The following is a 20,924-nucleotide window of genomic DNA, read 5'->3' on the forward strand; positions in this document are numbered from 1 at the left end:
GCGTCGGAAAATCAGCTGCAGCGCAGCTCGACCGGCTTGGCGTCGTAGCCCGGCAGGTCCGGCACGCCCTGGCCCGGCGTCACCGTGACCGCCGCGGAGCCCGCGGCAGGCGTGAAGCCGAACCACTTCTGCGCCAGCTTGGACACCGTGCCGTCCTGCTTGAGGCACTTGAGCGCCATCGACACGCGGTCGCGCCCCGCCTGGTCGTCCAGCCGGAACGCCAGCGCCCACACCAGGCCCGTCTTGATCGTGTAGCTGGTGCGCACCGCGGGGTTCTGCTTGGCCGCCCACGCCGCCACCGTGTTGCCCGCCAGGTTGGCGTCCGCGCGGCCGGCCTGCACGGCCTGAACCGCGTCGGCGTTGGAGGCGTACACGTCATACGTGAAGCCGTACTTGGCGGCGTTGTCGCGCGCCCAGTTCTCGTAGGCCGAGCCCTTGTTGACCGCCAGCTTGCGGCCCTTCAGGTCATCCAGCCCTTTGATTTCCTTGCCGTTCTTGCCGATCACGAAGGTGTAGTCCGTGTTCAGGTAGCCCTCGGAAAACAGCAGGGCGCGGGCGCGTTCCTCGGTGGCAGTGGTAGGCGCCAGCACGAAGTCGTACTTCTTGGCGTTCAGCCCCGGAATCAGCGCCGCGTATTCGGTGCCCTCGATCTTGATCGTCGTGCCCAACTGCTTGGCGATCGCTTGGCCGAGTTCGATGTTGAAGCCGTCCAGGCCGCCGCCCAGCTTGGGCATGGCGTGCGGGGCGAACGTGGCGTCCACGCCGGTGGTCAGCGGCTGGGCGGCAACCGCGGCCAGGCTGGCGCCGGCCAGGCACAACGTGAGGCCGCAGCGGCCGGCAAAAGTCAGGGTGCGGAGAAGGCGGGTCATGGCAGGTCCTTTAGGGAAGAGGCGTCTTGCCCAGGGCGGGTCCGGTTCCCACACGCTCGAGGATCAAGCCGTAGTGTTCCGGACGCCGGTGGGCGGCGAAGTTGAAGATGTGCTGCTTGAAGGTGTCTCCCAGCGCCAGATCGGCCTGGCAGAAAATCACCTCGTCCTCCTCCCCCTGCGCCTGCGCCACGATCTCGCCCGTGGGCGCGACGATGGCCGATCCGGCGATCAGGTGGCTGCCGTCCTCGTTGCCGGCCTTGCCTGCGGCAGCCACCCAGACCGCGTTCTGGTACGCGGCCGCCTGCAGACTGAGCAGGTGGTGGAACATGCGCAAGTGGACCGGTTCGTTCCAATGGATGTTCAATGACGGCGTGTTGTATCCCAGCGCCACGATCTCGGCGCCCTGCAGCGCGAGCACGCGCCAGGTCTCCGTCCAGCGGCGGTCGTTGCACAGGCACATGCCGATGCGCGTGCCCAGCGTTTCCCAGACATTGAAGCCGTCGTTGCCGACTTCGAAGAACTTCTTTTCCAGGTGCTGGAACGGCGCGTCGGGCTTGTGGTCGCTGTGGCCCGGCAGATGGATCTTGCGGTAGCGTCCGACGATGCGCGCGTTGGCGTCGACCAGGATGCTGGTGTTGTAGCGCCGGCCGTCCGAGGAGATTTCCGCATAACCCAGATAAAACCCGATGCCCAGTTCCCGGGCGGTGTCGAACAGCACGCGGGTCTCGGGGCCGGGCATCTCCTTTTCGAAGTAGCGCGCCACCGCCTCTTCTTCGGTCATCCAGTAGCGCGGAAAGAAGGTGGTCAGCGCCAGTTCCGGAAACACCACCATGCGCGCGCCGCGTCCGTGCGCCTCGCGCATCATCTCAAGCAGGCGGGCCACCGCCTGCCGCCGGGTCTCTTCGGGTTGCACCGGACCCATCTGCGCGACCGCCAGGCCGAAGGGACGTTTGCTCATGCCGTGATCCTTTGCTCAGTGACTCAGGCGGCGCTGTCGGCCGAAAAGTATTTGCGCACCAGCGCGTTGGGATTGCCGGTCAGGCGCTGGCGCAGCACCGGTTCCGGCGTGCCGCGCTTGATGAAGCGGCCGCTGCCGCGCGCCACGTGCAACTGTCCGTCCTGGACGGCGATGCGGCCGCGGCTGATGACCACTTCGGGCCAGCCGCGCACCGTCCGGCCCTCGTAGGGCGTGTAGCCGACGTTGTCGTGCAGCATGGATGCGGAGATCGTCACTTCGCGTTCCGGGTTCCAGATGGCGATGTCGGCGTCCGCGCCCACGGCGATCGTGCCTTTCTGCGGATACAGGCCGTAGGTGCGGGCGTGATTGGCTGCGGTCAGCGCGACGAAGCGTTCGATGGAAATGCGCCCGCCCAGCACGCCTTCGGAGAACAGCAGCGGCATGCGCACCTCAAGTCCGGGCACGCCATTGGCCACGTCCTTGAAGGTGGTGGCCTCGCCCTTTGGAAGCTTGCCGCTGGCATCGAAACGGTAGGGCGCGTGGTCGGACGAATAGATCTGCAGCGTGCCGTCGGCCAGGCCCTGCCAGACGGCCTCTTGCGAAGCCGCATCGCGCGGGGGCGGGCTGCAGCAGAACTTGGCGCCTTCCAGTCCCGGCGCGTCAATGTCGTCGGCCGTCAGAAACAGATATTGCGGGCAGCTTTCGGCGTGGATCGGCAGCCCCAGCGCCTGCGACGAATGCACCACGCGCACGGCTTCCAGCCCGGCCACGTGCACGATCAGGATCGGCACATCCATCATCCGGGCCAGCGTCACGGCGCGGTTCGTCGCCTCGCTTTCGGCCAGCGGCGTGTGGGCCACCGCGTGATACTTGGGCGCCGTCATGCCGCGTTCGGCCAGGCGGCGCGCCACCCAGCGGATCATGTCGTTGTTCTCGGCGTGGACCATGACCAGCGCGCCCTCGCGGTCGGCGACCTCCAGCACGTCCAGCAGCTGGTAGTCGTCCAGCTTCAGGCGGTCGTAGGTCATGAAGACCTTGAAAGACGTGATGCCGTTCTTGATGAGCGCGGGCAGGTCGTGCTTGAGCGCCTGTTCCGTGGGATCGGACAGGATCAGGTGAAAGCCATAATCGATGACGGCCTTTTCCTCGGCGCGGCGGGCGTAGTCGGCCACGACTTCAGGCAGCGCGTTGCCGCGATGCTGTGCCGCGAAGGGGATGATGGTGGTCGTGCCGCCGAAGGCCGCGGACACGGTTGCGCTGTAGAAGTCGTCGGCGCACATGATGCCCATGCCCGACAGCTGCTCGACGTGGCAGTGGCTGTCGATGCCGCCGGGCAGCACCCAGCGGCCCGCGGCGTCGATGTCGCGCGCGCCCGGCGGCAGGCCCTGGCCCAGCGCGACGATCACGCCGTCGCGCACGCCGATGTCGGCATGGAAGGTGTCGGCGGCCGTGCTGATGCGGCCGTTGCGGATCGTCAGGTCGAATGCTGCGGTGTCGGTCATGGATAGGGATTTCCGCGCGAATGTGTGGTCAGAGCGTGCCGGGATAGATGCCGCCGTCCAGCACGAGGTTCTGCCCCGTCATGAAACCGGCGCGCGCGCCGCACAGGAAGGCGCAGGCGTCGCCGAACTCGGCGGGGTCGCCATAGCGGCCCGCGGGGATGCCCGCCAGCCGCGCAGCCAGCACGTCGTCCACCGTCTTGGCGCTGTCGCGCGCGCCGCGCTCGGCCGTCTGGCGCAGGCGGTCCGTCAGGAACGGGCCGGGCAGCAGGTTGTTGATCGTGACGCCGTGGCGCACGGTCTGGCGCGCCAATCCCGCGACAAATCCGGTCAGCCCGGCGCGTGCGCCGTTGGACAGGCCCAGGATGTCGATGGGCATCTTCACGGCGGCCGACGTAATGTTCACGATGCGGCCGAAGCGGCGCGCGATCATGCCGTCCACCGTGGCGCGGATCAGCGCGATCGGCGTCAGCATGTTGGCGTCCAGCGCCGCAATCCAGTCTTCGCGCGACCATTCGCGGAAGTCGCCCGGCTTGGGTCCGCCCGCGTTGGTGACCAGGATGTCGGGCTCGGGGCAGGCCGCAAGCAGCGCCTGCCTGCCGGCCTCGGTGGTGACATCGGCGGCCACCGTGACGACCGAGGCGCCCGTTTCGCGGCGGATCGCGTCCGCCGCGGCGTCCAGCGTGGCCGCGGTGCGCGCGGCCATCACAAGATTCACGCCTTCGCGCGCCAGCGATAGCGCGCAGGCGTAGCCCAGACCCTTGCTCGATGCGCACACGAGCGCGTGCTTTCCCTTGATGCCCAGATCCATGCGTGCGCTCCTTTTTCAGCCTTGCACGGGTTGGCGGCCGGTGGCGGCCAGGGACAATCCGACGCGGGCGACCGTGGCTTCCAGTTCGGCCGCGGTCACCGGATCGATGCGCATCCCCGGCGCGCGCAACGCATGGCTCTTGATGGCGCCGCGGCGCTGGTACACGTACTTGCGCAGCGCCAGTCCGATCTTGGGCTGGAACTCGTAGCGGATCAGCGGGCAGTAGCGGTCGAAGATCGCGGCGGCGCCGGCGTGGTCGCCGCTGGCGTAGCGTTCGTAGATGGCGACCAGGATCTCCGGAAACGCAAAACCGGTCATGGTGCCGACCGCGCCGCGCTGCAATTCCTCAAGGAAGTACACGCCGCCCAATCCGCCGAAGATCGCCATCTCCGCGTCAGGCACCAGTTCGCGGATGCGGCTGATCTTCTGGCCCACCGGCGGCTCTTCCATCTTGATCATGTGCACGCCGCCTTCGCGGCCCAGGCGCGCCACCACCTCGGGCCGGATCTCGGTGCCGAAGGAATCCGGAAAGTCGTGGATCACGACCGGGATCTTCACGGCGTCCGCCACCGCCTTGTAGTAGTCGAACAGCAGCGCATCGCTGGCGTTGTCCAGGGGGGCGGCGAACACGGCCGAGGCGCCCAGTTCCTGGGCTTCGAGGGCCTGCTCGATGGCGCCGGCAATGCCGTGGGCGCGCACCCCGACCCACACCGGCACGCGGCCATCCGTGTGCTTGACGAAGGTTTCCAGAACCAGTCTGCGCTCGGCGTTCGACAGCTTGTGAAGCTCGCCGAGAAACCCGAGGATGGCCAGGCCAGTGACGCCGGTTTCCAGCAGGAAGTCGACCAGCGTCCGGATGCTGTCGGCATCGATGCGCAGGGCATCGTCAAAGGGCGTGGGGCAAATGGTGAAGACGCCTTTGGCGTCGATGGAGGCTGCCATCTTTTCTCCGTCAGGATGCGTGAAAACCGAAATCGGGAACGACGTTTCGATGTCATCCTAAAGCGGAACTTTTAGAACTCCACTTGCTTTTTTATTGCCTTGGTATAACAGCCGGTTAAGTCAAGGTTTACCCTTGGCAGGGTTTGCCTGGACCTGCGCCGACAGCTCGAAACCCTGCTCCTGCAGCGTGTGGCGCAGCACGTCCACGAAGGCTTGCGCAAGCTGCGACAGGGGCTCGAATCGCGACTGCACCAGGCTCGCCGTAAGGATCTTGGCCTGATCGATCGGACGCACCACGAAGTCGCCTTGCGTGCGGCTCTTGACCGAAAATTCGTCGACGATCGCGATGCCCGCGCCAGCCTGCACCAGCGAGCACGCGTTCTGCGGCGAGCTCACTTCGACAGCCAGCCGGCGGGTCTGGCCGGCCTCGTGGTACATCTGCTCGACCAGCATCCCGAACGGCGTGTCGCCGCCGTAGGAAATCAGCGGGTAGGGCAGCAGGTCCCCGATCGACAGCAGCGAGCGATGGGCAAGCGGATGGTTGTAGGGGCAGATGCAGACGAGCCTGGCCTGCCCGATCGGCTGGGTCAGCAGGTTGGGGTGCTGGACCGGCAGGATCACGACGCCCAGTTCGGCGCGGTTGTCCAGCAGCATCTGCGTGAGGGGCTGCTGCGTAAGCGGCTGGAAGGTGATCTTGACGTCCGGATGCGTTTCGCGAAAGCGCGAGATCGTCAGCGGCACCAGCATGTGGCCGATGCTGGGGCTGGACACCAGGTGCAGGATGCCGCTGCGCCGCTCCGACAGTTCCGAGGCCAGCTCGCCCACGCGGCGCACGCCCGCATAGACGGTTTCCACTTCGCGAAAGAGTTGCCGGGATTCGGGCGTGGGATAGAGCCTGCCCTTGATGCGTTCGAACAGCGCGAAGCCCAGGCGCTGTTCCGTGTGCGACAGCAGCCGGCTGACCGCAGGCTGCGAGACGAACAGCAGCTTGGCCGCCCCGCTGATCGAGCCCGTGGTCATCACCGCCCGGAAGACTTCGATTTGCCGCAGATTCAGTTGCATGGCGCGCCCGCTCCGAATTGACGCGACGAGCATAACAAAGGGTTAAGGGCAGCGCACAAATTGACAATACATGCTCAGGCCGTGCGCGGCTAGACTGGCGCCGTACCTTGCCCCGGACCGCGCCCGCGCGTCGCCAACACCAGGACGGACGAATGGAACAGACCCTGTTTGTGATCAATCCCAACTCCACGCAGGCCGTGACGGACGCGTTCGACGCGGCGCTGGAACCGCTGCGCATGGCCGGTGGACCGCGCATCCGGTGCCTGACGTTGGCCGAGGGGCCCGCGGGCGTGCAGACCCAGCTGGACGTCGAAAGCGTGACCCTGCCGCTGGCCGCCCTGGTGCGCAAGCTGGACGCCGACCACGGCGCCGCCGCCGCCGGCTTCGTCATTGCCTGCTTCAGCGATCCCGGCCTGCATGCCGTGCGCGAAGCCACCCGCAAGCCGGTGCTGGGCATCAGCGAATGCGGCATGCTGACCGCCCTGACGCTGGGCCAGCGCGTCGGCGTGATCGCCATCCTGCGCCAGTCGCTGCCGCGTCACGGGCGCATGTTCGGCGCAATCGGCCTGGCCGGCCGCGTGGCGGCCGAGCTGCCGCTGGATCTGGGCGTGGTGGAACTGTCCGACGAAGCCCGCACGCGCGAGCGCCTGCTGCATGTCGGCGCGCGGCTGCGCGACGAGCATCAGGCCGACGTGCTGGTGCTGGGCTGCGCGGGCATGGCCGCCTATCGGGGCTGGTTGCAGGCCGAGCTGGGCCTGCCCGTGGTCGAGCCGACCCAGGCTGCCGCGGCGATGGCGATCGGCCGCATCCGCCTGAACTGGCACGGCGCCTGAGGCCACCATGCGCAATCATGAACTGATCGAGCGGCTGTCGCATCTGGTGGGCGATGGCGGACTGGTGCTGGATGCCGACGGCCAGGCGCCCTATGTGCGCGACTGGCTGGGCAAGTGGCAGGGCAGCACGCCCGTGGTGGTGCGGCCGCGCAACGCCACGGAGGTGTCCGCGGTCATGCGGCTGTGTCACCAGACCCGCACGCCGGTGGTGCCGCAGGGCGGCAATACCGGGATGAGCGGCGGCGCCACGCCGGATGGCAGCGGCGCGCAAGTGATCCTGAGCCTGAACCGGATGAAGCGCATCCGCGAGGTGGACCCGGTCAACAACACGTTGTGCGCCGACGCTGGCGTGTTGCTGGCCGACGTGCAGGCGGCCGCGCGTGAGGTGGGCCGCTTCTTCCCGCTGAGCCTGGGCGCGGAGGGCAGTTGCACCATCGGCGGCAATCTGGCCACCAATGCCGGCGGCACCGCGGTGCTGCGCTATGGCAACACGCGCGACCTGGCGTTGGGACTGGAAGTGGTGCTGCCGGACGGCCGGGTCTGGAACGGCCTGCGCGGGCTGCGCAAGGACAACACCGGCTACGACCTGAAAAGCCTGTTCATCGGCTCGGAGGGCACGCTGGGCATCATCACCGGCGCGGTGCTCAAGCTGTATCCCGCGCCGGCGGGCCGCGTGGCGGCCTGGGTGGGGGCCGAGACGCCCGCCCAGGTCGTGGGGTTGCTGAGCCGCCTGCAGAGCGTCTGCGGCGAACGGCTGACCGCGTTCGAGATGATGTCGGCGCGCTGCCTGGATCTGGTGGTGGCGCACGTCAGCGGCGCGGCCAGCCCGCTCGCCGGCCGTCACGCGTATCACGCCTTGGTGGAGCTGTCCGACACGGAACCGGCCGGCCTGCCGGGTTTGCTGGAAGCCGCGTTGGGCGCGGCGCTGGAGGCCGGCGTCATCCAGGATTGCGTCGTCGCCATGAACGACACGCAGGTGCAGACCCTGTGGCGCCTGCGCGAGGGCATCTCGCAGGCGCAGGTGCGTGCGGGCAAGGCGGTCAAGCACGACATCGCGCTGCCGATCTCACGCCTGGCGGCGTTTGTGGAGGAAGCGGATCTGGCCCTGGTCTCGGATTTTCCGGGGCTGCCCATCATCAATTTCGGCCACATCGGCGATGGCAACCTGCATTACAACGTGCTGCTGCCGCTGGACGTGGCGCCGGCCGAATATGCCCGGCTGACCGCCGCGCTGAACCGGCGCGTGCATGACCTGGTGGCGCAGCGCGGGGGCAGCATCAGCGCCGAGCACGGCGTGGGCCAGTTGCGGCGCGACGAGCTGCGCCGCTACAAATCCCCGGTCGAAATGGACCTGATGCTGATGATCAAGCGGGCGCTCGATCCCAACCAGCTCATGAATCCGGGCAAGCTGCTGTAGGACGCCCGAAGCGGGCTGGGCAGGGGGGGCGCGCGCGAAGTCCGCCAGAAATTTATAATGGCGGGCTAATCGGATAAATCCTACATGCCTGAATCCTCCAGCCCGCGGGCGCCGAAGCAACCGGCGCCGCGCGCCAGCGACGCGGAAAAGCCCGGGGAACAATCCCGGAAAGACAACCGGGAACCCGCCCGGGCCCGGCCCGAAGGCCGCGTGGCCGCACCTCGTCCCGAACGGCCCATTCCGGCCGTCACCTATCCCGAAGACCTGCCCGTCAGCGCGCGGCGGCAGGAGATCGCGCGCGCCATCGCCGGCCATCAGGTCGTGATCGTCAGCGGCGAGACCGGCTCGGGCAAGACCACCCAGCTGCCCAAGATCTGCCTGGAACTGGGCCGCGGCCGCCAGAAGATGATCGGCCACACGCAGCCGCGCCGCCTGGCGGCGACGTCGGTGGCCAAGCGCATCGCCGAAGAACTGAACACGCCCATGGGCGAAGTTGTCGGCTACCAGGTTCGGTTCAACGACCGCACCGGGCCCAACGCGTCCATCAAGCTGATGACGGACGGCATCCTGCTGGCCGAATCGCAGCGCGATCCGCTTCTGCGCCGCTACGACACGATCATCATCGACGAGGCGCACGAGCGCAGCCTGAACATCGATTTTCTGCTGGGCTACCTGAAGCAGCTTCTGCCGCGGCGCCCGGACCTCAAGCTCATCATCACCTCGGCCACCATCGATGCCGAGCGCTTTGCCAAGCACTTTGCCGCCTCGGAAGACAAGCCCGCGCCGGTCATCGAAGTCTCCGGCCGCCTGTATCCCGTCGAAGTGCGCTACCGGCCCGTGCGCGAAGAGCCCGCCGCCGACGACAACGCGCCCGCGCCCAACAAGGCCGGCCGCGATCGCGAGCGCATGTCGGGCGACGAAGAGCGCGACCTGATCGACGCCATCGTCGATGCCGTCGACGAATGCGCGCGGCATGGCCCTGGCGACGTGCTGGTGTTCCTGCCCGGCGAACGCGAAATCCGCGAATCGGCCGAAGCGCTGCGCAAGCGCCATCCTGCGGGCACCGAAGTTCTGCCGCTCTTTGCGCGGCTGTCGCAGGCCGAGCAGGAACAGATCTTCCGCCCGCGCGGCAACGCGCGGCGCATCGTGCTGGCCACCAACGTGGCCGAAACCTCGCTGACCGTGCCCGGCATCCGTTTCGTGGTCGACAGCGGGCTTGCCCGCATCAAGCGCTATTCGTGGCGCAACAAGGTCGAGCAGTTGCGCATCGAGCCCATCAGCCGCGCCTCGGCCAACCAGCGCGCGGGCCGATGCGGCCGGGTGGGGCCGGGCGTCTGCATCCGGCTCTACGACGAGCTGGACTTCAACAACCGGGCCGCCTTCACCGATCCCGAAGTGCTGCGTTCGTCGCTGGCCTCGGTGATTCTGCGGATGAAGTCGCTCAAGCTTGACGACATCGAGCAGTTTCCGTTCGTCGAGGCGCCGCCGGGACGGGCGGTGGCCGACGGCTACCACCTCTTGCAGGAACTGGGCGCCATCGAGCTGGCGTCGGCGTCCGACGATGATGCGGACGACGGGCGCACGGGCGCGTCTTTTGTTCTGACCCGCACCGGCGATGAACTGGCCAAGCTGCCCGTGGACCCGCGCATCGGCCGGATGATCCTGGCCGCGCGCGAACACCAATGCCTGGCCGAGATGCTGATCATCGCCTCGGCGTTGTCCGTGCAGGATCCGCGAGACCGCCCCATGCAGGAGCGCGAGGCCGCCGAGGCCGCGCACGCCAAGTTCGGCGACGACAAATCCGAGTTCGTCTCGTTCCTGAAGCTGTGGCGCTGGTATGGCGAGCAGGTGCAGCACAAGGCCTCGCAGCGCAAGCTGGTGGGCCTCTTGCGGCAGAACTTCCTGTCGCCGATCCGCCTGCGCGAATGGCACGACGTGCACACGCAGCTTGCGGCGCTGGTGGGCGAGCAGGGCTGGCGCGTCAACCAGTCCGAAGCCACGTATGAACAGCTGCACATGGCGCTCCTGTCCGGCCTGCTGGGCAACATCGGCTTCAAGAGCGACGACGGCGGCAGCTACCTGGGCGCGCGCGATATCCGCTTCCACATCCATCCGGGTTCGCGTCTGGCCAAGAAGGCCGGCCGCTGGATCATGGCGGCCGAACTGGTCGAGACCACCCGCCTGTATGCGCGCTGCGTGGCGCGCATCGATCCGGTGTGGCTGGAGAAGGTCGGCGCGCACCTGATCCGCAAGAACTGGTCCGACCCGCGCTGGGAAAAGAAGGCCGGGCAGGTGGTGGCCAACGAGCGCGCCACGCTGTATGGCCTGGCCATCTACACCGGCCGGCGCATTCACTACGGCCGCGTGAACCCCACGCATGCGCGCGAACTCTTCATCCGCCAGGCGCTGGTGCCGGGCGAAATCGACACGCGCCTGCCATTCGTCGCGCACAACCGCAAGCTCATCGCGGGCATCGAAAAGCTGGAACACCAGACTCGCCGGCCGGACATCCTGGTCGACGACGAACTCATCTACGCGTTTTACGACCGGCAACTACCCGCCGACATTTCGCAGACCGCGTCGCTGGAAAAGTGGGTAAGCGGCCTGGACAAGGCGGCCGCGGCCAAGCTGATGCTGACGCGCGACGAGCTGATGCGCCACGAGGCCGCCGGCGTCACGACCGATGTCTTCCCCAAGAAGGTGGAGTGGCAGGGCGTGTCGATGGCGCTGGACTACCACTTCGAACCCGGCTCGCCGCGAGACGGCGTCACGCTGTCGGTGCCGCTTTTCGCGCTGAACCAGATCGATCCCGCGCGCTGCGAGTGGCTGGTGCCCGGGATGCTGAAGGAAAAGGTGCACCTGCTGCTCAAGTCGTTGCCGCAGAAGCTGCGCCGCCATTGCGTGCCGCTGCCCGACTACGCCGCCGGCTTCTACGACCGCTGGTTCGACCGCCAGGCCGATCCGCAGCAGGGGCTGGTGGACGCGATCATCGCCGACATGTGGGATCAGGTGCAGGTGCGTCCGGCCGTGGGCGACTTCAAGCTCGAGACCTTGCCTGCGCATCTGTTCATGAACTTCCGCGTCGTGGACGAGCACGGCCGCATGCTGGCCGCCGGACGCAACCTGGCGCAACTGCGGGCCGAGTTCGGCAAGCAGGCCCAGGCCACCTTCCAGCAGCTGGCGGCCAGCGACACCCAGGTCGCGCAGGCGCTGGCGCACGAAAACCTGACTTCCTGGTCATTCGGCCCCTTGCCCGAGATTATGGAGATCAAGCGCCGGGGCCAGTCCGTCATCGGCTATCCGGCGCTGGTGGACCGCGGCGCGCATTGCGACCTGGACGTCTTCGACGATCCGGACGAGGCGCGCAAGCACCATCGCGCGGGTCTGCTCAAGCTCTTCCGGCTGGGCCTGCGCGAACAGGTCAAGTTCCTGGAAAAGAACCTGACTGATCTCACCAAGATCAGCATGCTGTACATGACGCTGGGCACGCAGGAAGAACTGCGCGACCAGATCATCGACTGCGCGCTGGGGCAGGCCTGCCTGGCCGAACCGTGGCCGGTGAACGAACAGCAGTTCGAAGCGCGCCGCGCCGAGGGCAAGGGCCGGCTGGGCCTCTTGGCCCAGGAAGTCGCGCGGCTGGCGGGTGCGGTGCTGACGGAATACGCAGCGCTGCAGCGCAAGCTGCCGCAGGCCAAGCCGCATGCGGCGGCCTACGCAGACCTGCAGCAGCAGCTTGGTGCGCTGATGCCCAAATGGTTCATCCGCGACACCCCGTACGCGCAGTTGTCGCACTTTCCGCGATACCTGAAGGCGGCGGTGGCGCGCATTGACAAGCTGCGCGCCGATCCCGCGCGGGATGCAAAGCTGGTGGCGGAAATGGCGCCGCTGGTCACGCAGTACCAGCGGGCGCGGTCGGCGCTCAAGGGCGCGCCCGATCCCCGGCTGGACGAGTTCCGCTGGCTGCTCGAGGAATTGCGCGTGGCGCTTTTTGCGCAAGAGCTGCGCACGCCGATGCCCGTGTCGGTGAAACGCCTGATGAAAAGCTGGGAGTCCCTGCAGCGCTGACCGGCGCGGCATCGCTAGCCTAGGTGTCTGACACCCTTGAGCCGGCGCCCCGCCTGCCAGGGGCCCGCCCGGGTGTCAGACACCGGTGCGCATGCGGGTTTACAGCGCCAGAAACCCGACGACCACCAAAGCGATCAGCCCGAACTTCGTGGCCTTGTACGCCGTGCGGTTCCACTTCTTGAACGCCTTGCGCTTCTGGTCGATCACCCAGTGCGCGTGGGTCAGCTTGTTGATGGCGCCGGTCTGGTCGCCGCCGTCGTTGGGCGAGCTGGCCGCGGACATGACCTTGCGGCCGAACCAGCGGTTGAAGGCCTCGGCCCAGCGCCACTTCAGCGGGCGTTCGACGTCGCAGAACAGGATGATCCGGTTCTGGTCCGTCTTGTTGTAGGCCTCGTGCACGTAGGTTTCGTCGAACACCACGCTTTCGCCATCGCGCCAGCTGTAGTGTTCGCCGTCCACGATGATGTGGCAGCCATCGTCGTTGGGCGTGGCCAGGCCCAGGTGATAGCGCAGCGACCCGGCGAACGGGTCGCGGTGCGGATTCAGTTGGCCGCCCGGGGGCAGTTCGGCAAACATGGCGGCCTTGACCTTGGGCAGGCCTTTCAGGATGGCGACAGTTTTGGGGCAAAGTTCTTCGGCCGACGGGTGGCGGGCGTCGTACCACTTCAGGTAGAAGCGCTTCCAGCCGTACTTGAAGAACGAGTTGAAGCCGATGTCGTTATGGGTGTCGGCTGCCTTGATCCGGCGAAGCTCGGCCATCTGCATGGCTTCCTCGCGGATCGTTTCCCAGTTGTCGTCCAGTACCTTCAGTTCGGCGATTTCGCTGGTGGTCAGGTAGGGGGTGGTGGGCACCCGCGACGTCAGGACCATAAACGCGTTGATCGGCGCCAGCAGCACCGAGTGGTCCAGCAGCTGCCGGCCCAGCGGCAGCTTGACGCGGCCGCGGAAGTGCGCGAACAGGATGGCGGCAAGCCAGATCCCGGGTATTAACCATTTCATAGGTAGATCTCGTCGTGCTACGGGGTGGTGCGTTATAGGGCGGTATTGTCCCACAAGCGGGCGACGCCAATCAGCCGGCAGGGCGCGCGGCCTGCCGGATTCTGATTCAAAGGATTGCCCTCTGGAGGTCGGCCGCTGGGTACAATTCCGCCATGTCCGAAGCCGTAACGACCCCGACCCCATTTGTTCACCTGCGCGTTCACTCCGAGTTTTCGGTCGTGGACGGCACGGTGCGTATTCCCGACCTCATCAAGCGTGTGGCCAAGCTGGGCCAGCCCGCCGTCGCCCTGACCGATCTGTCGAACCTGTTCGGACTGATCAAGTTCTACAAGGGCGCGCGCGGCGCGGGGGTCAAGCCCATTGCCGGCTGCGATGTCTGGATCTCCAACGACGAAGACCCCGCCAAGCCATTTCGCCTGCTGTTGCTGGTACGCAACCACCAGGGCTACCTGAATCTCTGCGAACTGCTGTCCAAGGCCTTCCTGACGAACCAGGGCAAGGGCCGCGCGGAAATCCGCCGCGAATGGCTGCAAGGGCAGGCCGGTCTCATCGCCTTGTCCGGCGGACGGGCCGGCGACGTCGGGCAGGCGCTGGAGGCCGGCAATGCCGTCTCGGCGCTGGCCTTGGCCCGCCAGTGGGCGCTGATGTTCCCCGGCAGCTACTACATCGAATTGCAGCGCGCCGGCATGGACGGCGACGAAGGCTACTGCCAGGCCGCCATGCGGCTGGCCGCCGAAGCCGGCCTGCCGGTGGTCGCCACCCATCCCGTGCAGTTCCTGGATGAATTCGAATTCCAGGCCCATGAGGCCCGTGTCTGCATCGCCGAAGGCGAGATCCTGGCCAACCCGCGCCGCGTGCGCCGGTTCTCCAAAGAGCAGTACCTGCTCAGCTCCGAGGAAATGGCGCGCCGGTTCGCCGACGTGCCGTCGGCGCTGGCCAATACGGTCGAAATCGCCAAGCGCTGCAACCTGAGCCTGGTGCTGGGCAAGCCGCGCCTGCCCAATTTCCCCACGCCGGACGGCGTGACGCTCGACGATTACCTGGTCCAGCTCTCCGAGCAGGGCCTGGAAAAGCGCATGGAGTTCCTGTTTCCGGACCCCGCCGAGCGCGAGTCCAAGCGCGAGCAGTATTACGAGCGGCTGCGCTGGGAGTGCAAGACCATCATCCAGATGGGCTTTCCCGGCTACTTCCTGATCGTGCAGGACTTCATCAACTGGGGTAAGAACAACGGCGTGCCGGTTGGACCGGGCCGGGGTTCCGGCGCCGGTTCGCTGGTCGCCTACGCGCTGGGCATCACCGACCTCGATCCCATCCGCTATGACCTGCTGTTCGAGCGCTTCCTGAATCCCGAGCGGGTCTCCATGCCCGACTTCGATATCGACTTCTGCCAGGACAACCGCGAACGGGTCATCGACTACGTCAAGGAAAAATACGGCCGGGCCGCCGTCAGCCAGATCGCGACCTTCGGCACGCTGGGCGCCAAGGCCGTGGTGCGCGACGCGGGCCGCGTGCTGGACATGCCCTACATGTTCTGCGATGGCCTGTCCAAGCTGATCCCGTTCAACCCGATGGATCCCTGGACGCTGGAGCGCACGCTCAAGGACGAGCCCGCCTTCAAGGACCGCTACGAGCAGGAAGAAGAAGTCCGCTCGCTGGTCGACCTGGCCAAGCCGCTTGAAGGCCTGACCCGCAACATCGGCATGCACGCGGGCGGGGTGCTGATTGCGCCCGGCAAGCTCACCGACTTCTGCCCGCTGTACTGCCAGCCGGGGCAGGAGAACAGCGCGGTCTCGCAGTTCGACAAGGACGACGTGGAGGCCGCCGGCCTGGTGAAGTTCGACTTCCTGGGGCTGCGCAACCTGACGATTCTGGACTGGGCCGTGCGCTACGTGCGCCAGTTCAACGCCGAAAAGCGCGACTTCGACGTCATGGCGTTGGCCCTGGACGATCCGGCGGCCTACAAGATCCTGTGCGATGCCAACACCACCGCGGTGTTCCAGCTTGAATCGCGCGGCATGAAAGAGCTGCTCAAGAAGCTGCGGCCCAACACGTTCGAAGACATCATCGCCATGCTGGCTCTGTATCGTCCGGGGCCGCTGGAATCGGGCATGGTGGACGACTTCGTGAACCGCAAGCACGGGCGCGCGGCCGTCGATTATTTCCACCCGGACCTGGAAGCCACCCTGAAGAGCACCTACGGGGTCATCGTCTACCAGGAACAGGTGATGCTGATCTCGCAGATCATCGGGGGCTACTCGCTGGGCGGCGCCGACCTGCTGCGCCGGGCCATGGGCAAGAAAAAGCCCGAGGAAATGGCCAAGCACCGCGAGCTCTTCGAACAGGGCGCCAAGGAAAAGGGCCACGATCCCGACCTGGCGGTCAAGCTTTTCGACCTGATGGAGAAGTTCGCCGGCTACGGCTTCAACAAGTCGCACTCGGCCGCGTACGCGCTGATCTCCTACCAGACCGCCTGGCTGAAGGCCTACCACCCGACCGAGTTCCTGGCCGCCACCATGTCCTCCGACATGGACGACACCGACAAGGTCCAGATCTTCTGCCGCGACGCCCAGGACAACGGCGTCGAGGTGCTGCCGCCCGACGTCAACCACTCGGGCTACCGGTTCGAGCCCGTCGCCGACAAGCACACCGAAAAAGGCAAGCCGCCGCGCACGATGCGTTACGGCCTGGGCGCCGTCAAGGGCACGGGGCAGGGCGCGGTCGAAGACATCCTGCGCGCGCGCAAGGAAGGCGGCCCGTTCCTGAACCTGTTCGACTTCTGCCGCCGCGTCAGCAAGCAGGCCGTCAACCGCCGCACCATCGAAGCGCTGATCAAGGCTGGCGCGTTCGACACCATCGAGCCCAACCGCGCCGCCATGCTGGCCTCGGTCCCCACCGCCATGGAAGCGGCCGAGCAGGCCGCGCGCAGCGCCAACCAGGCTTCGCTCTTTGGCGACGACAGCGGCGACGTGGTCGCCGGCGAACTGGCCAAGGTCGCGCCCTGGGACCTGCACAAGAAGCTGACCGAAGAAAAATCCGCGCTGGGCTATTACTACAGCGGCCACCTGTTCGATGCGTGGCGCGACGAAGTGCGCCGCATCGTGCCGATGCAGCTTGCGCGGGTGGAGCCTCAGCGCGACCTGCAATGGATGTGCGGCGTGCTGGCCAGCGTGCGCGTCATGATGACCCGCCGCGGCAAGATGGTCTTTGCCGTGCTGGACGACGGCACGGCGCAGGTCGAGATCTCGGTCTTCAACGAACTTTACGAGAAGCATCGCAACCGGCTGCGCGAAGACCAGCTCGTCATCGTGCAGGGCAAGGTCAGCAACGACGACTATTCCGGCGGCATGCGCATCGTCGCCGAGCAGCTCTACGACCTGCAACTGGCGCGCGAGGCGCGCGCCAAGTCCCTGCGCGTCAAGCTCAACGGCACTGCCGACGCGGCCCGCCTGCGTCAGATGCTCAATCCCTTCCGCGCCGAACCCGAGAATGGCATTCCGGGGGTGCCGGTCGATATCGTCTACACGAAGAACAATTTCCTGTGCACGGTCCGGCTTGGGGAGGAATGGCGCGTGCGCATGGCCGACACGCTGCTGGCCAACCTGAACGACTGGACCAAGCCTGATGGCGTGGAGGTCACCTACTAATGATGCCCAGCCTGCGTATTGTGCATTCGGAAGCCGCCACCAGTTTCGGCGGACAGGAAGGACGTATCTTCAAGGAAATGCACGCCATGCGTGCGCGTGGGCATCACCTCGAGGCGATCTGCCAGCCGCGCGCGCAGCTGACGGAACGGCTGCGCGATGCCGGTTTCACGGTGCACGCCGTGGACATGGCCGGGCCGGTGAACTACCTGAAGGGTGTGGCCGCGGTCCGCAAGATCCTGAAGGCCGGACGCTTTGACGTGCTCAATACCCACAGCCGGCGCGACACGGTCATCGCGGCCCTGGCCGGCCGCATGGCCGGCACGCCGCTCATCGTGCGCACCCGCCACCTGTCCAATCCGGTCGGGTCGATGTGGTCGTACACCGTCCTGCCGCACCGCGTCACGGCCGTCAGCGACCACGTGCGCAAGTACCTCATCACCCGCGGCGTCCCGCCCGAAAAGATCGCGACGGTGTATTCGCCCATCGTGCTGCCCGCGCCGGTCGAGCGCTCCACCCTGCGCGGAGAACTTGGCCTGGCCGACGACGACGTCGTGGTGGGCTGCGTGGCCGTCATGCGCGCCACCAAGGGCCACAAGGACCTGATCGACGCAATCGCGCCGCTGATGGCCACGCGCCCGAAGCTGCATCTGGTGTTCGTCGGCGCCGGATCGCCGGTCTTCGAGCAGACCCAGGCGTACGTCGCCGAGCGCGGACTGCAGGACCGCATCCATCTGATGGGCACGCGGCGCGACGTGCCCAATCTGCTGGCGGGATTCGATCTCTTTGCCTTGGCCACGCAGCAGGAAGCGTCCGGCACGGTGTTTGTCGAAGCGCAGGCCAGCGGCCTGCCCGTCATCGGCACGAACGTGGGCGGCGTGTCCGAAATGTTCCGCGACGGCGTGACCGGCTTTCTGGTCCCGCCCAAGGACCCGGCCGCATTGACCGCCGCGCTGGCGCGCCTGATCGACGACCCGGCCCTGCGCCGCACGATGGGCGAGGCTGGCCGCAAGATGGTCTGGGAAGAGGGCGTGTTTTCGCCCGCCCGCCTGGCGGAAACCACGGAAGCCATCTACCTGCGCTGGCTGGCGGAGCGCCGCCCGGCGGAGCGCCGCCCATGAATGCGCCCAATGTGCCGGTGCTGATGTACCACCACGTCACGCCGGCCGGCGGCATGATTGCCGCAACGCCTGACGTCTTCGAGGCGCAGATCTCGCGCCTGGCCCGCGCCGGCTACCAGTCGCTCACCACGGCACAGTTTGCCGCCTATCTGGCCGGCGCCCCTGTACCCGAACGCGCCGTGCTCATCACGTTCGACGACGGCTACCTGAACAACTGGGTGCACGCGCATCCCGTCCTCGCCCGTCATGGCATGCGCGCGGTGTTGTTTACCATCACCGGCTGGATCGGCGACGGCCCCGTGCGGCCCCATGCGGGGCATGGCGGCCCGCTGCCGCCCACGCCCGACCACCACGCCTGCAAGGAACTCGTGGCGTCGGGCCGGGCCGACGAGGCGATGCTGCGCTGGAGCGAGATCGAGGCCATGCAGGCGGCCGGCACCTTCGAGTTCCATTCCCACACCCACACGCACACCCGCTGGGACAAGGTCTGCGGCGCGGATACGAACGCCAAGCGCGAACACATCGCGCAGGATCTGGAGGATTCGCGTGAAACCCTGATCCGCAGGCTGGGCGGCGTGAGCGACCACCTCTGCTGGCCGCAGGGCTATTTCGATGCCGATTACGTGGCCGCCGCCGGGCAGGCCGGTTTCCGGCACTTGTACACTACCGACCCTTTCGGCCAGAACCTCCCCGGCACGGATCCCGCTCACATCTACCGCTTCGCGGTGCGCAATCAGGGCGGGTCCTGGCTGAACCGCCGGATCTGGCTGTCGCGCGACCCCTTCTGGGGCCCGCGCTATCACGCCTGGAAGGCCTGGAAAAAGCGTCTTAGGAATCGCGGATGAAGTTATCAGTCATCATCATCACCAAGAACGAAGCGGCCAACATTGCCGCCTGCCTGAAGTCCGTGTCGTTTGCCGACGAGTTCATCGTTGTGGATTCGGGCAGCACCGACGGCACCGTGGAATTGGCGCGGGCGTTGGGCGCGCGGGTCGAAGTCACCCCTGACTGGCCCGGCTTCGGTCCGCAAAAGAACCGCGCGCTGGATCTGGCGACGGGCGACTGGGTCCTGTCGATCGATGCTGACGAGCGCGTCACGCCCGAGCTGGCGCAGGAAATCCGGGACGTGCTGCGCGCGCCCAAGGCCGATGCCTACGAAATCGCGCGCCTGTCCAACTTCTGCGGCCGCGACATCCGCCATAGCGGCTGGTGGCCCGACTACGTGCTGCGGCTTTTCAAGCGCGGCACGGCGCGCTTCACCGATGCCGCCGTGCACGAACGCGTGGTGCCCGCCAATGGCCGTCCCCTGCAGTTGCGCGGCTATTTCAACCACTATCCATACGACAACCTGGACGCGCTGATCAACAAGGTCAACCGGTATTCGTCCGACGCGGCCGCCATGATGTACGCCAAGGGCAAGCGCACGTCGGTCTTCGGTGCGCTGGGCCACGGCTTCTGGACCTTCGTGCGCATCTACCTGATCCGCCGCGGCTTCCTGGACGGCCGTCACGGGCTCGTGCTGGCCGTGACGGCGGCGGCGGGCAGCTTCTTCCGTTACTCGAAGCTGATGTTCCTGGCAGAAAACAAAAAGTGAAGATCCTCTACACGAACTTCCACGCGGGCAACGGCGGGGGGCACGTCACCTACATCATCAACCTGGCCAAGGCGCTCGCCCGCGACCACGAGATCACGGTGGCGGTGCCGGAGACCAGCCGGCTGTACCGCTACGCCAAGGCCATCCCCGGCGTGAACGTGGTGGACATGCGCTACACGACGCGCCCCTCGTCCTGGTTCAAGGACCGCGCCAGGCTGCACCGCCTGATCGCCGACGGCCAGTTCGACATCATCCACGCCAACGGCTCGGCCGATCACAAGCAGGTCATGCTGGCCACGCTGGGCATGCGGCGCCGGCCGCGCATCGTGTTCACCAAGCACAACGATCACCCGCTGACCAGTTTCGGGCACAAGCTGCGGGTGGCGCTGGCCACCGATCACGGCATCGCCGTCAGCGACTACATCCGCGGCATGATGGAGCAGTCCCCGTACCGCAAACGCCCCATCACGACCATCCGGCACGGCATCGATACGAATTTTTTTGCCCCGCCGCCGCCCGAAAGCCTGGACAAGCTGCGCGGACTCTTCTTTGGCCCGGACTGGCAAGGCAAGCTGCTGCTGGGCAGCGCGGGCGGCACCGATTACGACAAGGGCTGGCTGGACCTGGTGGCGGCCGCGGCCGCGCTGCCGCCGGCCGACAAGGCACGCGTCTTGCTGATGGTGGCGGGCGATCCGCCCTCCGAGGCCAAGCTGGCGCGTGTGCGCGAGCTTGGCATGATCGATCAGGTGAAGTTTCCCGGGTTGCTCGATGACGTGCGCGCGGCGCTGGCGTCCTGCCACGCGGGATTCGTGCTGTCGTACCGCGAGGCGTTGTCGTTTGCCTGCCGCGAGATCATGGCGCTGGGACTGCCGGCGCTTGTCAGTGACGCGGGCGGTTTGCCCGAAAACGTAACAGACGGCGTGGATGGCTGGATCGTGCCCGCGCGCGACATCCCGGCCATGACCGCCAAGTTGCGATTCATGCTGGACAACCCGGAGGCTGTGCGCCTGATGGGCCACAAAGCGCGCGAGACCAGTTTGCGCGACTTCAACCTGGAGCGTTTCGCGGCTGCCACAGTGGATGTATACCAACGCACGCTCGCGGGACGCTGAG

At 66.9% G+C, this 20,924-nt stretch carries 15 protein-coding genes; 8 read left to right on the forward strand and 7 right to left on the reverse strand.

Features of this window, described 5'->3' with window-relative positions; all coding sequences use genetic code 11:
- Nucleotides 1–11: 11 nt before the first annotated feature.
- From V6V88_RS08330 to V6V88_RS08355, 6 genes are all read right to left on the reverse strand, one after another.
- Entirely contained in the window at nt 12–869 is an 858-nt protein-coding gene (locus V6V88_RS08330; protein ID WP_175156869.1) for a transporter substrate-binding domain-containing protein, read from the reverse strand.
- A 10-nt stretch (nt 870–879) separates the two neighbouring features.
- A complete protein-coding gene (locus V6V88_RS08335) occupies nt 880–1,827 on the reverse strand; it encodes an N-carbamoyl-D-amino-acid hydrolase (RefSeq protein WP_142049803.1) in 948 nt (315 codons plus the stop codon).
- A gap of 23 nt (nt 1,828–1,850) precedes the next feature.
- Nucleotides 1,851–3,329 (reverse strand): dihydropyrimidinase, encoded by a 1,479-nt coding sequence (gene hydA, locus V6V88_RS08340; RefSeq protein WP_175156870.1) that lies wholly within the window; start codon nt 3,327–3,329, stop codon nt 1,851–1,853.
- A 28-nt stretch (nt 3,330–3,357) separates the two neighbouring features.
- Nucleotides 3,358–4,137, reverse strand: coding sequence for an SDR family oxidoreductase (locus V6V88_RS08345; protein ID WP_338618786.1), 780 nt, complete (start codon nt 4,135–4,137; stop codon nt 3,358–3,360).
- Between the two features lie 15 nt (nt 4,138–4,152).
- Nucleotides 4,153–5,079 (reverse strand): dihydrodipicolinate synthase family protein, encoded by a 927-nt coding sequence (locus V6V88_RS08350; RefSeq protein WP_338618788.1) that lies wholly within the window; start codon nt 5,077–5,079, stop codon nt 4,153–4,155.
- Between the two features lie 120 nt (nt 5,080–5,199).
- The gene (locus V6V88_RS08355; protein WP_056320178.1) at nt 5,200–6,141 is read right to left on the reverse strand and encodes a LysR substrate-binding domain-containing protein; all 942 of its coding nucleotides are present in this window, start codon (nt 6,139–6,141) and stop codon (nt 5,200–5,202) included.
- A gap of 152 nt (nt 6,142–6,293) precedes the next feature.
- Here V6V88_RS08355 and V6V88_RS08360 point away from each other — a divergent pair, with 152 nt between their 5' ends.
- The 3 genes from V6V88_RS08360 to hrpA all read left to right on the forward strand — a co-directional run bounded on the left by V6V88_RS08360 (nt 6,294) and on the right by hrpA (nt 12,456).
- Nucleotides 6,294–6,974 carry an aspartate/glutamate racemase family protein gene (locus V6V88_RS08360; protein WP_062838412.1) on the forward strand — a complete coding sequence of 227 codons (681 nt, stop codon included), beginning with the start codon at nt 6,294–6,296 and terminating at the stop codon, nt 6,972–6,974.
- Between the two features lie 7 nt (nt 6,975–6,981).
- A complete protein-coding gene (locus V6V88_RS08365) occupies nt 6,982–8,391 on the forward strand; it encodes an FAD-binding oxidoreductase (RefSeq protein WP_062838411.1) in 1,410 nt (469 codons plus the stop codon).
- Nucleotides 8,392–8,475: 84 nt separating this feature from the next.
- Complete coding sequence (gene hrpA, locus V6V88_RS08370; protein WP_338618790.1) at nt 8,476–12,456, forward strand: ATP-dependent RNA helicase HrpA; 3,981 nt, start codon at nt 8,476–8,478, stop codon at nt 12,454–12,456.
- Between the two features lie 99 nt (nt 12,457–12,555).
- On the opposite strand, the gene lpxO is transcribed toward hrpA, so the two are convergent.
- The gene (gene lpxO, locus V6V88_RS08375; RefSeq protein WP_062838410.1) at nt 12,556–13,455 is read right to left on the reverse strand and encodes a lipid A hydroxylase LpxO; all 900 of its coding nucleotides are present in this window, start codon (nt 13,453–13,455) and stop codon (nt 12,556–12,558) included.
- 152 nt (nt 13,456–13,607) lie between these two features.
- On the opposite strand from lpxO, the gene dnaE reads away from it, so the two are divergent.
- Genes dnaE through V6V88_RS08400 form a run of 5 tightly spaced genes read left to right on the forward strand, consistent with a single transcriptional unit; the run spans nt 13,608 to nt 20,923 of the window.
- Nucleotides 13,608–17,099, forward strand: a complete 3,492-nt coding sequence (gene dnaE / locus V6V88_RS08380; RefSeq protein WP_062838409.1) for a DNA polymerase III subunit alpha — start codon at nt 13,608–13,610, stop codon at nt 17,097–17,099.
- 2 nt (nt 17,100–17,101) lie between these two features.
- Complete coding sequence (locus tag V6V88_RS08385; RefSeq protein ID WP_280003691.1) at nt 17,102–18,217, forward strand: glycosyltransferase family 4 protein; 1,116 nt, start codon at nt 17,102–17,104, stop codon at nt 18,215–18,217.
- Complete coding sequence (locus V6V88_RS08390; protein WP_280003675.1) at nt 18,214–19,062, forward strand: polysaccharide deacetylase family protein; 849 nt, start codon at nt 18,214–18,216, stop codon at nt 19,060–19,062. Before V6V88_RS08385 ends, V6V88_RS08390 begins: the two co-directional genes overlap by 4 nt.
- Nucleotides 19,059–19,811: a glycosyltransferase family 2 protein gene (locus V6V88_RS08395; protein ID WP_223574866.1), complete on the forward strand. Its 753-nt coding sequence runs from the start codon at nt 19,059–19,061 to the stop codon at nt 19,809–19,811. The genes V6V88_RS08390 and V6V88_RS08395 overlap by 4 nt, the downstream gene beginning before the upstream one ends.
- On the forward strand, nt 19,808–20,923 hold the full coding sequence (locus V6V88_RS08400; RefSeq protein WP_338618795.1) for a glycosyltransferase: 1,116 nt from the start codon (nt 19,808–19,810) through the stop codon (nt 20,921–20,923). The genes V6V88_RS08395 and V6V88_RS08400 overlap by 4 nt, the downstream gene beginning before the upstream one ends.
- Nucleotide 20,924 lies beyond the last annotated feature (1 nt).

It is taken from the genome of Achromobacter sp. E1 (assembly GCF_037039475.1).
In the GTDB taxonomy this organism is placed as follows: Bacteria; Pseudomonadota; Gammaproteobacteria; order Burkholderiales; family Burkholderiaceae_B; genus Achromobacter; species Achromobacter mucicolens.

What these genes read in the sequence shown, in the direction of transcription:
- V6V88_RS08330 (WP_175156869.1), bottom strand. Translation starts at nt 869, where the DNA reads ATGACCCGCCTTCTCCGCACCCTGACTTTTGCCGGCCGCTGCGGCCTC.
- lpxO (WP_062838410.1), bottom strand. Translation starts at nt 13,455, where the DNA reads ATGAAATGGTTAATACCCGGGATCTGGCTTGCCGCCATCCTGTTCGCG.
- V6V88_RS08390 (WP_280003675.1), top strand. Translation starts at nt 18,214, where the DNA reads ATGAATGCGCCCAATGTGCCGGTGCTGATGTACCACCACGTCACGCCG.
- V6V88_RS08365 (WP_062838411.1), top strand. Translation starts at nt 6,982, where the DNA reads ATGCGCAATCATGAACTGATCGAGCGGCTGTCGCATCTGGTGGGCGAT.
- dnaE (WP_062838409.1), top strand. Translation starts at nt 13,608, where the DNA reads ATGTCCGAAGCCGTAACGACCCCGACCCCATTTGTTCACCTGCGCGTT.
- hydA (WP_175156870.1), bottom strand. Translation starts at nt 3,329, where the DNA reads ATGACCGACACCGCAGCATTCGACCTGACGATCCGCAACGGCCGCATC.
- V6V88_RS08355 (WP_056320178.1), bottom strand. Translation starts at nt 6,141, where the DNA reads ATGCAACTGAATCTGCGGCAAATCGAAGTCTTCCGGGCGGTGATGACC.
- V6V88_RS08335 (WP_142049803.1), bottom strand. Translation starts at nt 1,827, where the DNA reads ATGAGCAAACGTCCCTTCGGCCTGGCGGTCGCGCAGATGGGTCCGGTG.
- hrpA (WP_338618790.1), top strand. Translation starts at nt 8,476, where the DNA reads ATGCCTGAATCCTCCAGCCCGCGGGCGCCGAAGCAACCGGCGCCGCGC.
- V6V88_RS08395 (WP_223574866.1), top strand. Translation starts at nt 19,059, where the DNA reads ATGAAGTTATCAGTCATCATCATCACCAAGAACGAAGCGGCCAACATT.
- V6V88_RS08345 (WP_338618786.1), bottom strand. Translation starts at nt 4,137, where the DNA reads ATGGATCTGGGCATCAAGGGAAAGCACGCGCTCGTGTGCGCATCGAGC.
- V6V88_RS08360 (WP_062838412.1), top strand. Translation starts at nt 6,294, where the DNA reads ATGGAACAGACCCTGTTTGTGATCAATCCCAACTCCACGCAGGCCGTG.
- V6V88_RS08385 (WP_280003691.1), top strand. Translation starts at nt 17,102, where the DNA reads ATGCCCAGCCTGCGTATTGTGCATTCGGAAGCCGCCACCAGTTTCGGC.
- V6V88_RS08350 (WP_338618788.1), bottom strand. Translation starts at nt 5,079, where the DNA reads ATGGCAGCCTCCATCGACGCCAAAGGCGTCTTCACCATTTGCCCCACG.